General features: G+C 74.2%; 16 protein-coding genes. 11 read left to right on the top strand and 5 right to left on the bottom strand.

The features are described from left to right. Positions 1-304: 304 nt before the first annotated feature. Genes BSZ37_RS22320 through BSZ37_RS04885 form a run of 3 tightly spaced genes read left to right on the top strand, consistent with a single transcriptional unit; the run spans position 305 to position 2,548 of the window. Positions 305-940, top strand: coding sequence for an ABC transporter ATP-binding protein (locus BSZ37_RS22320; protein ID WP_218830398.1), 636 nt, complete (start codon positions 305-307; stop codon positions 938-940). Continuing rightward, a complete protein-coding gene (locus BSZ37_RS22315; RefSeq protein ID WP_218830397.1) occupies positions 937-1,731 on the top strand; it encodes an ABC transporter permease in 795 nt (264 codons plus the stop codon). Before BSZ37_RS22320 ends, BSZ37_RS22315 begins: the two co-directional genes overlap by 4 nt. A 25-nt stretch (positions 1,732-1,756) precedes the next feature. Further along, the gene (locus BSZ37_RS04885) at positions 1,757-2,548 is read left to right on the top strand and encodes a carbon-nitrogen hydrolase family protein (RefSeq protein WP_095509469.1); all 792 of its coding nucleotides are present in this window, start codon (positions 1,757-1,759) and stop codon (positions 2,546-2,548) included. Between the two features lie 28 nt (positions 2,549-2,576). On the opposite strand, the gene BSZ37_RS04880 is transcribed toward BSZ37_RS04885, so the two are convergent. Then, on the bottom strand, positions 2,577-3,911 hold the full coding sequence (locus BSZ37_RS04880) for an amidohydrolase (RefSeq protein ID WP_095509468.1): 1,335 nt from the start codon (positions 3,909-3,911) through the stop codon (positions 2,577-2,579). A 106-nt stretch (positions 3,912-4,017) separates the two neighbouring features. On the opposite strand from BSZ37_RS04880, the gene BSZ37_RS04875 reads away from it, so the two are divergent. From BSZ37_RS04875 to BSZ37_RS04855, 5 genes are read left to right on the top strand one after another with little or no spacing between them, the layout of a single operon-like run. After that, positions 4,018-4,686, top strand: a complete 669-nt coding sequence (locus BSZ37_RS04875; protein WP_095509467.1) for a hypothetical protein — start codon at positions 4,018-4,020, stop codon at positions 4,684-4,686. Between the two features lie 23 nt (positions 4,687-4,709). Further along, positions 4,710-5,057 (top strand): winged helix-turn-helix domain-containing protein, encoded by a 348-nt coding sequence (locus BSZ37_RS04870; protein ID WP_095509466.1) that lies wholly within the window; start codon positions 4,710-4,712, stop codon positions 5,055-5,057. Positions 5,058-5,113: 56 nt separating this feature from the next. Beyond that, positions 5,114-6,394, top strand: coding sequence for a hypothetical protein (locus BSZ37_RS04865; protein WP_095509465.1), 1,281 nt, complete (start codon positions 5,114-5,116; stop codon positions 6,392-6,394). 60 nt (positions 6,395-6,454) lie between these two features. Next, positions 6,455-7,225, top strand: coding sequence for a polyprenyl diphosphate synthase (gene uppS / locus BSZ37_RS04860; RefSeq protein WP_218830396.1), 771 nt, complete (start codon positions 6,455-6,457; stop codon positions 7,223-7,225). Between the two features lie 6 nt (positions 7,226-7,231). Continuing rightward, positions 7,232-8,707, top strand: a complete 1,476-nt coding sequence (locus tag BSZ37_RS04855) for an inner membrane CreD family protein (protein ID WP_095509463.1) — start codon at positions 7,232-7,234, stop codon at positions 8,705-8,707. Between the two features lie 53 nt (positions 8,708-8,760). Here BSZ37_RS04855 and BSZ37_RS04850 read toward each other — a convergent pair whose 3' ends face one another. Further along, positions 8,761-8,946, bottom strand: a complete 186-nt coding sequence (locus BSZ37_RS04850; RefSeq protein WP_095509462.1) for a hypothetical protein — start codon at positions 8,944-8,946, stop codon at positions 8,761-8,763. A 58-nt stretch (positions 8,947-9,004) separates the two neighbouring features. On the opposite strand from BSZ37_RS04850, the gene BSZ37_RS21845 reads away from it, so the two are divergent. Then, a complete protein-coding gene (locus tag BSZ37_RS21845) occupies positions 9,005-9,154 on the top strand; it encodes a hypothetical protein (protein WP_179299476.1) in 150 nt (49 codons plus the stop codon). A gap of 119 nt (positions 9,155-9,273) precedes the next feature. Here the strand turns inward: BSZ37_RS21845 and BSZ37_RS04840 are convergent, their stop codons facing one another. After that, positions 9,274-10,599 carry an amidohydrolase family protein gene (locus BSZ37_RS04840; RefSeq protein ID WP_095509460.1) on the bottom strand — a complete coding sequence of 442 codons (1,326 nt, stop codon included), beginning with the start codon at positions 10,597-10,599 and terminating at the stop codon, positions 9,274-9,276. A 135-nt stretch (positions 10,600-10,734) separates the two neighbouring features. Here BSZ37_RS04840 and BSZ37_RS04835 point away from each other — a divergent pair, with 135 nt between their 5' ends. Then, a complete protein-coding gene (locus BSZ37_RS04835; RefSeq protein WP_095509459.1) occupies positions 10,735-10,989 on the top strand; it encodes a hypothetical protein in 255 nt (84 codons plus the stop codon). Positions 10,990-11,038: 49 nt separating this feature from the next. Here the strand turns inward: BSZ37_RS04835 and pdxH are convergent, their stop codons facing one another. Continuing rightward, positions 11,039-11,683 (bottom strand): pyridoxamine 5'-phosphate oxidase, encoded by a 645-nt coding sequence (gene pdxH / locus BSZ37_RS04830; RefSeq protein ID WP_095509458.1) that lies wholly within the window; start codon positions 11,681-11,683, stop codon positions 11,039-11,041. A gap of 55 nt (positions 11,684-11,738) precedes the next feature. On the opposite strand from pdxH, the gene BSZ37_RS04825 reads away from it, so the two are divergent. Beyond that, the gene (locus BSZ37_RS04825) at positions 11,739-12,029 is read left to right on the top strand and encodes a hypothetical protein (RefSeq protein ID WP_095509457.1); all 291 of its coding nucleotides are present in this window, start codon (positions 11,739-11,741) and stop codon (positions 12,027-12,029) included. A 28-nt stretch (positions 12,030-12,057) separates the two neighbouring features. Here the strand turns inward: BSZ37_RS04825 and BSZ37_RS04820 are convergent, their stop codons facing one another. After that, the gene (locus tag BSZ37_RS04820; RefSeq protein ID WP_095509456.1) at positions 12,058-13,149 is read right to left on the bottom strand and encodes an NAD(P)/FAD-dependent oxidoreductase; all 1,092 of its coding nucleotides are present in this window, start codon (positions 13,147-13,149) and stop codon (positions 12,058-12,060) included. Positions 13,150-13,185: the final 36 nt, after the last annotated feature.

Genomic DNA, 13,185 nt, shown 5'->3' with positions numbered 1-13,185 from the left:
CGCGCAAGGGGGACGAGCACGCCCTGACCTGATTCGCCTCCGGAAGCGCTTTTCTTCTCCGGGCGGCGTTCCCCTCGTCATCCTGGACGTACGCGGAGGATCTCGTCAGGCTCGACCGCCCTGCTCATCGACACGCTGGGGCCGCCGAGACGAGACCCTTCATTGCGTTCAGGACGACACGACCCAGGCCATTGCCGCACCTCGTCCCGTGGCCAGGCCCGCCTCGGCGTCGAGGCGGGCGGAGCCGGGCGTGTCGCGGGACCGTTGCCCGGAAACCCCGCCGGCACGATGCGGTCTGCCCTGCATGGCCTCGCCTCTCGTCTCAGTCCAGACCGCCGGCCGCCGCGTCGGCGAGCGGTGGGTGTGGCGTGGACTGAATCTCGACGTGGCGCCGGGCGACCGGCTGGCGGTCCGCGGGCCGTCGGGCGCGGGCAAGACGGTCCTGCTCCGCGCGCTCGCTGGCCTCGACGCGCTCGACGAGGGCGAGCTCTTGTCGGAGGGCGGCCCCGTCCGGAGCCTCCCCCGCCACCGCGCCGAGGTCGCCTATGCCGCCCAGCGGCCGGCCCTCTTCGACGGGACCGTCGAGGACAACCTCCGCGCGCCGTTCGCCCTCGCCGTCCGCGACGGGCAGCGCTACGACGCCGAGCGCGCCCGCGCCCTCCTCGCCCGCCTCGGGCGGCCGGCCGACCTTCTCGGCCAGTCGGTCGACGGGCTCTCCGGCGGCGAGGCCCAGACGGTCGGGCTGATGCGCGCGCTCCTCACCGACCCGACCGTCCTCCTCTTGGACGAGCCCACCGCCGGCCTCGACCCCGAGCGCGCCGAGGCGGTCGAAGCCGTCATCGCCGACGCCCTCCGGGCCAACGCGCGCCGCGCCGCCGTCTGGACCAGCCACGACGCGGCCCAGCTCGACCGCGTCACCGACCGATCCCTCGACCTGTGACCGGCGCCGTCGACATCTCGCTGTGGCAGCTGGCGCTCGCGTCGGTCCTGCTGCTCGTCGCCATCGGCCTGTCGGTCGCCCTCAAGCTCGGGCTGACGAAGGGGCTGGCGGTCGCGGCCACCCGGATGGTGGTCCAGCTGTTCCTGGTCGGGCTCGTGCTGGAGTGGGTCTTTTCGTCTGAGAGCGCGCTCCTGATCGTCTCCCTCGCGGTGGGGATGGCGCTGCTGGCCGGCCACGCGGCCGTGCGCCGGACGTCGCGGCGGTACCCCCAGATTTGGGCCGACGCGCTCGTGAGCGTCCTCGGCGCATCGTTCGTGGTCACCGGCGCGGCGGTCCTCGGGATTCTCCAGATCGACCCGTGGTACGACCCGCAGTACCTCATCCCGCTCCACGGGATGTTGCTAGGCAACGCGCTGACGGGCATCTCGCTGTCGCTCGACAGGTTCATGGACGGCGCCAGCCGGGGCCGTGGTCTCGTCGAGGCCCGGCTCGCGCTCGGCGCCACCCGATGGGAAGCTGCCCGCCCCCTCTTCCGCGACGCCGTCCGCACCGGCCTCGTGCCGATCACAAACAGCATGGCCGTGATGGGCGTCGTGAGCCTCCCGGGCATGATGACGGGGCAGATCCTGGCCGGCGCGCCGCCCGCCGAGGCCGTCCGCTACCAGATCCTGATCGTGTTCATGATCGCGGCGTGCGTGGCGCTGGCGGCGCTCGGCGTCGTCGGCCTCGCCTACCGGCGGCTGTTCACGGCCGACCACCGGTTCCATCCGGACCGGCTGCGCGAGGCGTAAGCTCCGCCGTCCCTCCGGCCGCCCGATGCGGATCGCCCTCGCCTCCCCGCGCATCGCCCCCAGCGTCGACGCGGCGCTCGACGCCGTCCGCCACCACGTCGCCGAGGCGGCCGGCCTCGGTGCCCGCGTCGTCTGCTTCCCGGAGGCGTACGTGCCCGGCCTCCACGGCGTCGGCGTCGAGGTGCCGCCGTACGAGATGGCGGATCAGAAACGCGTGGCGGAGGCCGTCGGCGGGTGGGCTCGGGAGCACGCGATCGCCGTCGTCCTGGGCGTGGAGTGGATCGCGGAGGCCAGGCGCCACATCGGCGCGGCCGTGTGGGATTCCGACGGCGCGCTCCTCGGCGTCCAGCTCAAGACGCAGCTCGCCCCGACGGAGGAGGGTCCGTACGTCGCCGGGACGGGCCGCCAGCTCTTCGAGGTGGGGGGGCTCCGGTTCGGCGTCGCCATCTGCCACGAGGCGTTCCGGTACCCCGAGACGGTCCGCTGGGCCGCGCGGCGCGGGGCGCACGTCGTGTTCCACCCGCACTGGACCGGGAGCGACACCGCCGGCCCGACGCTCACGACGTGGGCCGATCCCGCCGGGCCGTACTACGAGAAGGCCGTGCTGTGCCGCGCGCTCGAAAACACGGTCTACGTCGCGAGCGTGAACGTGACGACGCGCTTCCCGGAGTCGGCGACGGCCGTGATCGACCCGGAGGGCGGGCTCGTGGCGCGGCTCCCGTACGGCGAGCCCGGCACGCTCGTGGCGGACCTCGACCTGGGCACGGCGACGGGCCGGCTCGCCCGCCGCTACGCCCCGGACCGCTACCCCGAGTAGCCCCGCCTCGGCGCCGAGGCGGGCAGGGTCAGGCGTCGCCGGCGAGGAAGTCGACGGCGAGGTGGGCGAGGGCGCGGACGCCGAGCGGGAGGGCGTCCTCGTCGATCCGGAACAGCGGCGAGTGGTTCGGCGGGAAGAGCTCGCGGTCCGCGCCGGGCGTGCGGATGCCGAGCCAGAGGAACAGGCCGGGGACCTCATTGGCGTAGTACGAGAAGTCCTCGGCGCCGAGGACCGGCGCGACGGCCGGATCGAAGCCGTCGCCGGCGACGGCCTGGAGCGTGGGCGTCATCCGGTCGAGGAGCGCGGCGTCGTTGGCCGTCACGGGGTAGCCGTACTCGCCGGCGATCGTGACCTCGGCCGTCGCGCCCTGGCTCTCGGCGATGCTCGTGGCCGTCCGGCGGATCCGCTCGTGGAGGCCGGCCCGCATCTCGTCGTCGAGCGCTCGGATCGTCCCGATCATCATCACCGAGTCGGGGATGATGTTGGAGCGGACGCCGCCGTCGATCCGCCCGACCGTCACGACGGCTGGCGCCTTCGTCAGATCCATCTGGCGGCTCACGATCGTCTGGAGCCCGGTCACGATCTGCGCCGAGGTCACGATCGGGTCGACGCCGCCCCACGGGTACGCGCCGTGCGTCTGCTTGCCCGTGACCACGATGCGGAGGTCGTCGGCCGAGGCCATCATCGCGCCCGGCCGCGTCTTCAGCTCGCCGACCTCGAAGCTGCTGGTCACGTGGATCCCGAAGACGGCGTCGACGCCTTCGAGCGCGCCCTCGGCCACCATCTGCTCGGCGCCGGCCGGGGCCTCGCCCGCCGGCGCGCCCTCCTCCGCCGGCTGGAACAGAAACACGACCGTGCCCGGCAGGTCGTCGCGGACCGCCGCCAGCACCTCGGCCACGCCCATCAGCATCCCGACGTGCGCGTCGTGCCCGCACGCGTGCATCACGCCGACCTCGATGTCGTTGTAGACCGTCCGCACGGTCGAGGCGAACGGGACGTCGACGCGTTCGGTGACCGGCAGCGCGTCCATGTCGGCGCGGAGGGCGACGGTCGGGCCGGGGCGCCCGCCGCGGAGCGTGCCGACGACGCCGGTCCGCGCGACGCCCGTCTCCACCTCGATGCCGAGGCGGGCCAGGTGCGCGGCGACGTAGGCGGCCGTCTCGACCTCGCGGTTCGAGAGCTCCGGGTTCTGGTGGACGTGCCGGCGGTACTCGACCACGCGCGGCGTCACGTCCGCGACGAGGTCGTCGATCCGCCCGAGGAGCGCGTCGTCGGTCTGGGCAGAGGCGGAGGGCAGCGCGAGCGCGATGGCGAGGGCGACCACGCGGGAGGTCGACGCAGGTGGCGGGATGAGGCGGAGCATGGCGGGAGAGTGGGGGCGCGCGGAAGGTAGACGGGGCGCTTCGCGGCCGACCACTTGACAACGCAAAGCGGGCTCTCTACTTTGGATCACAAAGAGCCTCCGCTCCATGTCCCGCGACCGCCCCGCCCTCCGCCGGCACGAGCCGCACACCGCGCCCGACGACGCGGCGGCGTCCAGCCTCCGCTTCATCCGCGAGACGATGGCGCGGACGGGCACGTTCACGGCCGTCCCCGGCTGGGGCGGCGTGGCGATGGGCGTCGTGGCCCTGGCCGCCTCGGCGATCGCCGCGCGCCAGTCGACGGTCAACGACTGGCTGTCGGTGTGGACGGCGACGGCCCTCGTCGGCGTCGTCATCGGCGCGTGGACGACGTGGGCGAAGGCCCGGCGCGGCGGGGCCCCGCTGCTCAGCGGCCAGGGGCGGAAGTTCCTCCTCGGCCTCTTGCCGCCGCTCCTCGTCGGCGTCGCGCTCACGCTCGCGGTGTACGCCTACGAGGTCGGCCCGACGGGCGAGTATTTCGCGCGCGGCGGCGCGGCCGACGCGGTCGCCAGCTACCGGCTGCTGCCGGGCGCGTGGCTGCTGCTGTACGGCGCGGGCGTGGCCTCGGCCGGGATGTTCTCGGTCCGCCTCGTCCCGCTCCTGGGCTCCCTCTTCATGCTCCTCGGCGCGCTCGCGCTCCTCGCGCCGGCCGCCTGGGGCGACGCGTTCATGGCCGCCGGCTTCGGCGGGCTCCACGTCGTGTTCGGCGTGGTCGTCGCCCGCCGCCACGGGGGATGACGACGCTGTGACTTTCTACTCCGATGCCTGACTCCAACCAGACCTCCCTCCGGCGAGCGCCGCGGGCCGTCCCCTCGGTCCCCGACCTCGACCCGGTCATCCACCAGCGCGTGCGACTCGGGATCCTGAGCGCGCTCGCGGCCGGCGGCACGACCTCGTTCACCGACCTCAAGACGGTCCTCGACCTCACCGACGGCAACCTCTCCGTCCACGCGCGGAAGCTGGAGGACGCCGGCTACCTCGAGGTCCGCAAGTCGTTCGCCGACCGGACGCCGCTCACGGAGTACGCGCTCACCGAGGCGGGCCGCGTCGCGCTCGAAGCGTACCTCGACCAGATGGAGGCCCTCATCCAAACCGCCCGCCCGTCATGACCGACGCTCCTCCCACCAACGGCGCCGCACGAGCCTCTACTTTGAATCACAAAGCTATGTCTCCCGAGACGATCCTCGCGCTCCGCCACGAGCCGCAGGAGCTCGAGGCCGCCTACCGCGGGGCCGCGGACGGCTTCGCCCGCGCGCTCGCCGAGGCGCTCGACCGCGCCCCCGCCGACCTCGTCCTCCAGGCCTGGGCCGCCCGCCTCGACCTCCCGCCGGTCGCCGAGGGCAAGGCCGACGGCACGGCCCCGGCCTGGTCGTTCGCGTCCGTCCTCACGCCCGAGCGGGCGCGGGCGCTGCTGCTGACCGCCGCCGCCCTCATCGTCCTCGGCGGGACGTGGGCCAAACTCCCGTGGCTCCTCGGCTGGAGCGAGTCGGGCGAGCTCATCGAGCCGTTCCTCGCGCGGTACGCGCCGTTCTTCGTCGGGCTGCCGCTCCTCGGCGTGCTGCTGCAGCGGTACCGGCCCCCGGCCCGCATCGTGTGGAGCGTCGGCGGCGCGCTGGCGGCGCTGCTCCTGCTCCAGTCGTTCCGCGACATCGACTCCGACGCCGGCATCCTATCGATCATCCACCTGCCGATCCTGCTCCTGGCCGCGGGCGGCGTGCTGGCGCTCGGGTCGCGGTGGCAGAACGCGGAGGCCCGCCTGGCCTACCTCCAGTTCGGCGGCGAGACGGCCGCGCTCGCGGGCGTGCTGACGCTCGGCGGCGGGATCCTGCTCGCCCTCACGGCGGCGCTCTTCGAGGCGATCGGCGTGAGCGTCGAGACCGTCCTGTTCGAGTGGGTGATCGTCTACGGCGCGATCGGCGTGCTGCCCGTCGGCGCGCTCCTCGCGAGCCAGCGGGTCGAGGCCGGGCGGCTGGCGCCGCTCGTGGCGCGCGTGTTCGGGCCGATGGCGCTCGTCGTCCTCGCCGTCTACCTGCCGACGCTCGTCGCGAATGGCGGGCTCGCCGAGCGCGACTCGCTCCTGATCCTGAACGTCGCGCTCGTCGCCGTCCTCGCGCTCGTGCTCCTGATGGAGGCCGAGCGGCCCGACCGCACGCGCGTCTGGACCGACGGCGTGGCCGCGGCGCTCGTCGCGCTGGCGCTGCTGGCCGACCTCGCCGCGCTCGGCTCGATCGTCACCCGGCTGGCGGGCGGGCTGACGCCGAACCGGCTGGCGATCGTCGGGCTGAACGTGCTCATCGCTGCCCACTTCGCCGGGCTGGTCGGGCCGCTCGTGCGGCGAGCGCTCGGGCGCGGAGCCGGGCCGGAGGACGCCTGGACGGCTCGCTTCCTGACGGTCTACGCGCTCTGGGCCCTGGTCGTCGTCCTCGCCTTCCCCGTCCTGTTCTAGCTCCCCGAGTCGGCCCGCCTCGGCACCGAGGCGGGCGTTCTCACCATCCGTTGCTTTGTTATGCAAAGAACTCTCCCCATTCCAGCCGGTCTCCACGTCGCGTGTGTGATGGACGGCAACGGCCGCTGGGCGACGCGCCAGGGCCTGCCGCGCGTGGCCGGCCACCGCGCCGGCGCCGAGGCGTTCCGCCGCGTCGTCGAGGCGGCCCCCGGCCTGGGCGTCGGCACCCTCACGGCCTACGCGTTCTCGGCCGACAACTGGAAGCGACCGCCGGCTGAGGTCTCGGCGCTGATGGCGCTCCTCGGCGGCTACCTCCGCTCCGAGACCGCCCGGCTGAAGCGCGCGGGCGTCCGCCTCCAGCTCATCGGGCGGCGCGACCGGCTGCCCGGCGCGCTCCGGAATGCGGCGGCGCGGGCCGAGTGGGAGACGCGCGGCGGCGAGCGCCTGCTGATCCGCATCGCCGTCGACTACTCGGCGCGGTGGGCGATCCGCGAGGCCGCCGCCCGGCTGGCCGACGCCCCCCGCCTCGGCCCTTCGGCTTCGCTCAGGGGAACCGCCGAGGCGGGGCGGGTCGAGGCGCCCGACGACACCGCGTTCGACGCCGCGCTCGCCGCGGCCCTCCACCCCGACGGCGCGCCGGCCCCGCCCGTCGACCTCCTGATCCGCACGGGCGGGGAGCGGCGGCTGAGCGACTTCCTCCTCTGGGAGAGCGCCTACGCCGAGCTCCTCTTCCTCGACCTCGCCTGGCCCGACGTCACCGGCGCCACGCTCGCCGACGCCCTCGCCGACTTCCGTCAGCGCGAGCGCCGCTTCGGCGCCCTCGCCGCCTGAGCCGACGTGTTCGCCGTCGCCTTCTCCACCCTTCTCCTGGCCCTCGCGACGCTCGTCTTCCTGGGCGTCCGCGGCCTCGTCCGGATCCTTCTCCGGCGTCTCGACCTCCTCTCCCCCGGACCCATGATCAAACGCCTGGTTGCCATCGCCTTCATCTTCGCCTGCTGCTCCGTCGCCTGGATGATCCTGGGCGGGACGGTCGTCCACCGCACCGAGACGTCGGGCGCCTCCACCCGGAGCGACGTCGGCGAGCTGTGGGGCGGGCCGCAGACGCAGCACGCGCCGACGGTCGCCCGCCTCGGGCAGCGCTCGCGGACGGTGACCCGCCAGGAGCCGACCGGCCGGCCCGACGGCTCGACGCGGCCGGTAGCCGAAACCGTCACCGAGACGACGCGGACGTCCGTCCCGCTCGCCGGCACCGATGTCGACGCCGACCTCCACCTCGCCCACCGCAAAAAGGGGCTGATGTGGTACCCGACCTACGCCGCGGATGTCGACGGCCGGTTCCGCGTCGAGAACGACGGCGAGGCCGGGCGCTTCGAGCTCACGTTCCCGCTTCCCTCCGGCTCGTCGGTGTTTTCCGATCTCGCGGTCGAGGTCGACGGGAAGGCGGTCGATGTGGACGCCGAGGGCGGGCGGATCCGCCACGCGTTCGACCTGAAAGAAGGCGAATCGTCCGAGGTCCGCGTGCGGTACGGGTCGCAGGGCGTCGGGACGTGGCGCTACGCCTTCGGCGGCGAGCACCGCGGCGTCGAGTTCGACGAGACCGGCCGGCCGGTGCCGAGCGCCAGCGGCGTCCGCACCGCCCGCGACGTCCGCGTGGCCGTGACGACCGACTTCGACGCCATCGACTTCCCCGACGGCACGCTTTCGCCGACGTCGAAGGAGCGCGTCGACGGCGGGTGGACGCTCGTCTGGGACCACGGCACGCTCGTGGCCTCGGCCGACGTGGGCGTCGAGATGCCGCAGCGCCTGAACCCCGGCCCGTGGGTCAGCCGCGTCACGTTCTTCGCGCCCGTCTCGCTGTTCCTGTTCTTCTTCGGCGTGTTCGTGCTGAGCGTGCTCCGCGGCGTCCGGCTCCACCCGATGCACTACTTCTTCCTCGGCGCGGCGTGCTTCGCATTCCACCTCCTCCTGGCCTACCTCGTGGACCACGTGTCGGTGGCGACGGCCATGCTGATCGCGTCGGCCGTGAGCGTCGGGCTCGTGGTGTCGTACGTCCGCCTCGTGGCCGGTCTGCGGTTCGCGCTCGTCGAGGTCGGCGGCGCGCAGATGGTCTACCTCGTCGCCTTCGCCGGGACGTTCTTCCTGGAGGGGATGACCGGGCTGGCCGTCACGCTCCTCTCCGTCGCGACGCTGTTCGTGGTGATGCAGGCGACGGGCCGGCTCGACTGGGAGGCCGTGCTGGCGCGGCCCGAGAGCGCGGGCCCCGGCGGCAGCGCCCGCCGCGCGACGCCGCCCGCGCAGGCCGTCCCGGCGTAGCCCCCGACTCCGCCCGCCTCGGCATCCCCACCGAAGCGGGCGGGGTGCCCTCCTTACCGGTACGCCTCCGGGATCGGCCCGGCACCGGTCTCCTCGTCCCACACGATCCCGGCGATCCACCAGCGGCCGTCGTGGCGGACGAGTTGGAACGAGTTGATCCCGCGCCCAAGAATCTCGTCGCTGCCCCAGAACCGCTTCTGGTACGTCGAGAAGACCTGCGCGATGTCGCCGTACTCCAAGACCTCTGCATGGATCTGTTCCTCCGCGAACCCGCGGTCGCCCTCGCTGCCGACGACCGTGTTCGCGTCGGCGCGGTCGATGAAGCTGCCGGGCGTGTGGACGACGAACGGGCCGCCGGTCTGCTCGGTGTTCGGGATGAGCGTGGCCTGCGGGAGAAAGAGCGACCGGAACCGCGCCCAGCCGAAGGCCTCGCCCGGCGCGCGCTGACTGGCGGCGCAGGCCGCCTCGACGACGGCCTCCGGCGAGGCCTCGTCGGCCGAGAGTGCCGTCGACTGGGCGAACGCCGGGGCGGCGAACAGGAGGACGAGAGCGGGAAGGAGTCGGGGTTAGTTGGAGGCGTACTTGGAGCGGAGGGCGTCGAGGCGGGCGTCGAGGTCGGCGCGGTCGACCCAGCGGCCTCGCGCCATGACGCCGGCGATCTCGGCCAGATTCGCGGATTCGGCCAGCGGGTCGGCGTCGAGCAGGACGAGGTCGGCGCGGTGGCCGGGCGCGACGACGCCGAACGTGTCCTCGTCGGCGAAGTACTCGCCGACGAGCGCGGTCCCGGAGTGGAGGATCTCGTACGGGCTCATGCCGGCGGCCGCCATCCGCGGGAACTCGCGGTGGAGCGAGAAGCCCGGCACGCTGAACAGCTGCGGCGCGTCGGTGCCCATCAGAATGCGGACGCCGCCGGCGTGGAGCGCGCGGAGGATCTCGTCGCGTCCTTCGATGAGCCGGCGAGCGGCCTCGGCGTCGTAGTCGGCCCCGGAGCGGATCTGCTCGACGGTCCCGACCCAGCCCTCGACCTGCTGCGGCGGGAGGTAGGCCAGTTCGGGGTAGGCCCGGAGCGTGTCGAGCGGGAGCGCGCCGTAGATCGTCTCCCACAGCGCCATCGTCGGGACGATCCAGACGCCGGCCGCGCGCGACTGGCGGACGAGGTCGCCGAGGCGGGCGGGGTCGACTGGGCCGGCGCTGGCATCGAGCGCCTCGGCGTAGCCGTCGACGTGGTCGAACGTCTCCTGGCCGGAGGCGATCGCGTGCTCGAGCCCGACCTCGGCCGGGACGTGCCCGCCGAACCGGATGCCGAGCGTGTTCGCCGTCTCGGCCATCGCGTCGTACTCGGCGCGCGTCAGTCCGGGGTGGACCTTCAGGAGGTCCCAGCCATCCGCGACCTGCTGGCGGACCATCGCCTCGGCCTGCTCGGGCGACGACACGCTGTTGCCGTTGAAGCTCGGCCCGGCGAGGTAGAGCGTCGGGCTGAGCACCTCGCCCGTGTTCGCGCGGCGCTTCAGGTCGAGCTGGCCCTCGGCCCCGAGCATCCCGCGGACCGTCGTGATCCCCTGCGAGAGGTAGAGGAAGAGCGTCTCCTCGGTGAGCTCTGCCGGCGCGCTCGGCGGGGGGACGTGGCCGTGCATCTCGGCCAGCCCCGGCGCCAGCCACTTCCCGCGCCCGTCGATCACGGTCGCGCCGTCCGGCACGACGACGCTCCCGTCGGGCCCCACGGCCTCGATCCGGTCGCCGCGGACGACGACGGTGTGGCCGGGCAGCGTCCGCTCCCGGTCCATCGGGACGACGGTGACGCCCTCGAAGGCGACGACGGCCGCGTCCTGCGCGCACGTGGGCGCCACCACGGCGGCGAGGATGAGGACGAGAGATGCGAGTCGGCGGAGCATGGCGGCAGCGGAACGGGCTGCATGTTAAAAAAATCGCGCGAGTCCGGCCGGCCCTCTCGGGCGTTCCACGAACGGCGCCGACTCCGGACCGCCGCGCGGCCGTCGCCGTTGGCGCGCTCCCCTCCCTCCTCGCCCGTGGACTGGCTCGATCTCCTCCAGTGGCCCGCATTCGCCGTCACCGTCGCCGCCGGCTGGCTCGTCGCCTCCGACACGCGGCACTGGCGGCTCGTCGGCTTCGCCCTGTTCCTCGTGTCGAACGCCCTCTGGGTCGCCTGGGGCTGGCACGACGCCGCGTGGGCGCTCGTCGCGCTCCAGTGCTTCCTCGTCATCACCAACCTCCGCGGCGTGGCGGACAACCGCGGGGACGAGGAGGCTCCCGACGACGCCTAGCCCCGCCCGCCTCGGTCCCCGTCGACCGACCGAGGCGGGCGGGACCGGCTCAGGGCGCGAGCCGCTCGGTCTGCCAACCGTCGCCCTCTCGCCGGTAGACGTGGCGGTCGTGGAGGCGGCTCGGCCGGCCCTGCCAGAACTCGACGGCGTCCGGGGTCACGCGGAAGCCGCCCCAGAAGCCAGGGCGCGGGACGTCTTCACCGTCGGTCTCCGCCTCGATCTCGTCGAGCAGGGCCTCGAGCGTCGCGCGGTCGGGAACGGGCCGGCTCTGGGGGCTCGCCCACGCGCCGAGACGGGAGCCGCGCGGCCGGCTGGCGAAGTAGGCGTCGGCCGTGTCGTCCTCGACGCGTTCGACGCGGCCCTCGACCCGGACCTGCCGCTCGAGCTCGGGCCACCACCAGACGAGCGCCGCGCGCGGGTTGGCGTCCAGTTCGCGCCCCTTCCGGCTCTCGAGGTTGGTGTAGAAGCAGAAGCCGTGGTCGACGCCCTTCAGGAGGACCATCCGGGCCGAGGGCACGCCGTCGGCCGACGCCGTCGCCAGCGTCATGGCGTTGGGCTCGCGCGTCCCGGCGGCCTGCGCTTCGGCGAACCACGCGGCGAACTGGTCGAACGGGCTGGCGGCGAGGTCGGCGGCGTCGAGCGCGGCGCGCTCGTAGGACTCGCGGAGGTCGGCGACGGAGGGCGTCTGGGGCATGGGGAACGGGCGGCGTCCGGGACGGTCTAGGACGACACGCGCCCGCTCCGGTTCGATGCCCGACCTCCCTCCGCCGCCCTCTGCCCCCGCCCGCCTCGGCAACGTCGAGAGCCACCTCCAGACGTGGCGCCGGTTCGCGCCGCTAGGGCTGGCCTCCGTCGGGTTCGGGCTGTCGCTCGTGGGCGAGGCCACGCTGCGGAAGGGCCGCGGCGAGCCGTTCGTGCTCTATGGGACGGCGGCGCTGTGCGTCGTGAACGCTGGCCTCTGTCTGTTCGGCGAGGCCGTCAAGCACCGGGCGCTCGCCGACGCCGGCCGCCAGCTCGCCGACGGACGACGGGGCACCTGACCCCGCCCGCCTCGGCACCGAGGCGGGCCTAGCCGAGCCGCTGGCGGATCCGCTCGGCGGCCTTTCGCCCCTCCTCGACCGCGAGGTGGACGCGCCCCTTGCCGGCCGTGAAGTCGCCGGCGAAGAACAGGCCGTGCTCCGAGGCGGCCTCCAGCGTGTCGGTGTCGGCCGCACCGTTTGGGAGCGAATACCGCCAACGCTGCGTGTCGGTCCAGAGCGGATCTGGGAGCGGGCCCCACAGCCCCTCGACCGCCTCGGCCGCGGCGCGGACGACGTCGGCGGGGGCGTCCTCGTAGCGAGCGTCGGTCCAGGCCGGCGCCATCTGGGCGATGAAGAGCGAGGCGCCGACGGGCGCGCGGTTCGGCTTGTCGCTCTCGACGGCGACCCACGCCACGTCATAGCCTCCGCCCCCGCTCTCGCCCGCCGCGTTGACGAGCGCGTACACGTCGGCCGGCCGGTCGATCTCGGCGTCGAAGGCCCAGACGACGGTGAACTGGCTGCGGTAGTCGGCGGCGCCGAGCGCGTCGGCCAGCGCCGCGGCGTCGGCGGTGCCGAGGTCACTCGCGCGGAGGAGGTCGGCCGTCTGCGGCGCCGGCGGTGTCAGGAGGACGGCGGCGAACCCGTCATGCCGCGCGCCGTCGTCGGCCTCGACGGTCCACGACGTCCCCTCACGGACGAGCCGGGTGACGCGGGTCTCGAGGCGGAGGTCGAGGTCCGGCGTGGCCTCGGCGAGGCGGCGCCCGAGGCCGGCGATGCCGTCGGGGAGCGTCCACCGGGCGGAGTCCTGGCGGGCTTCGTCGGGGTGGAGCGTGCCGGCGTCGTCGAACGGCCAGACGGCGCCGCCGATCTCTACGAGGTCGTCGTCGAGGAGGGCACGGAGGAAGCGGCCGACGTCGCTGTCGGGGTCCGGGCCGAGGTACTGCGCGCCGTGATCGTAACGCCAGCGGAACGGCTCGTGGGCCTCGGCGAGGGCCGGCTGGCCCGGCGCGTCGCGCCAGCGCGTGGCGGCGCGGCCCGAGACGCCCCGGCTTTTTTCGAAGGCCGTGACGTGGACGTCCGGCGACAGGACGTGGGCGGCGGCGAGACCGGCGGGGCCGGCACCGATGACGGCGAGACGCATGGAGGCGGAGACGGGGCCCGCGGTCCACCAGGGGCC

It is taken from the genome of Rubrivirga marina, assembly GCF_002283365.1.
Classification (GTDB): domain Bacteria; phylum Bacteroidota; class Rhodothermia; order Rhodothermales; family Rubricoccaceae; genus Rubrivirga; species Rubrivirga marina.
This window is presented reverse-complemented; position numbering and strand designations above follow the sequence as displayed.

Bases quoted from the DNA above. Each gene is read 5' to 3' on its own strand.
- BSZ37_RS22320 (WP_218830398.1), top strand. From the start codon at position 305: ATGGCCTCGCCTCTCGTCTCAGTCCAGACCGCCGGCCGCCGCGTCGGC.
- BSZ37_RS04885 (WP_095509469.1), top strand. From the start codon at position 1,757: ATGCGGATCGCCCTCGCCTCCCCGCGCATCGCCCCCAGCGTCGACGCG.
- BSZ37_RS04880 (WP_095509468.1), bottom strand. From the start codon at position 3,911: ATGCTCCGCCTCATCCCGCCACCTGCGTCGACCTCCCGCGTGGTCGCC.
- BSZ37_RS04875 (WP_095509467.1), top strand. From the start codon at position 4,018: ATGTCCCGCGACCGCCCCGCCCTCCGCCGGCACGAGCCGCACACCGCG.
- BSZ37_RS04870 (WP_095509466.1), top strand. From the start codon at position 4,710: ATGCCTGACTCCAACCAGACCTCCCTCCGGCGAGCGCCGCGGGCCGTC.
- BSZ37_RS04865 (WP_095509465.1), top strand. From the start codon at position 5,114: ATGTCTCCCGAGACGATCCTCGCGCTCCGCCACGAGCCGCAGGAGCTC.
- uppS (WP_218830396.1), top strand. From the start codon at position 6,455: ATGCAAAGAACTCTCCCCATTCCAGCCGGTCTCCACGTCGCGTGTGTG.
- BSZ37_RS04840 (WP_095509460.1), bottom strand. From the start codon at position 10,599: ATGCTCCGCCGACTCGCATCTCTCGTCCTCATCCTCGCCGCCGTGGTG.
- pdxH (WP_095509458.1), bottom strand. From the start codon at position 11,683: ATGCCCCAGACGCCCTCCGTCGCCGACCTCCGCGAGTCCTACGAGCGC.
- BSZ37_RS04825 (WP_095509457.1), top strand. From the start codon at position 11,739: ATGCCCGACCTCCCTCCGCCGCCCTCTGCCCCCGCCCGCCTCGGCAAC.
- BSZ37_RS04820 (WP_095509456.1), bottom strand. From the start codon at position 13,149: ATGCGTCTCGCCGTCATCGGTGCCGGCCCCGCCGGTCTCGCCGCCGCC.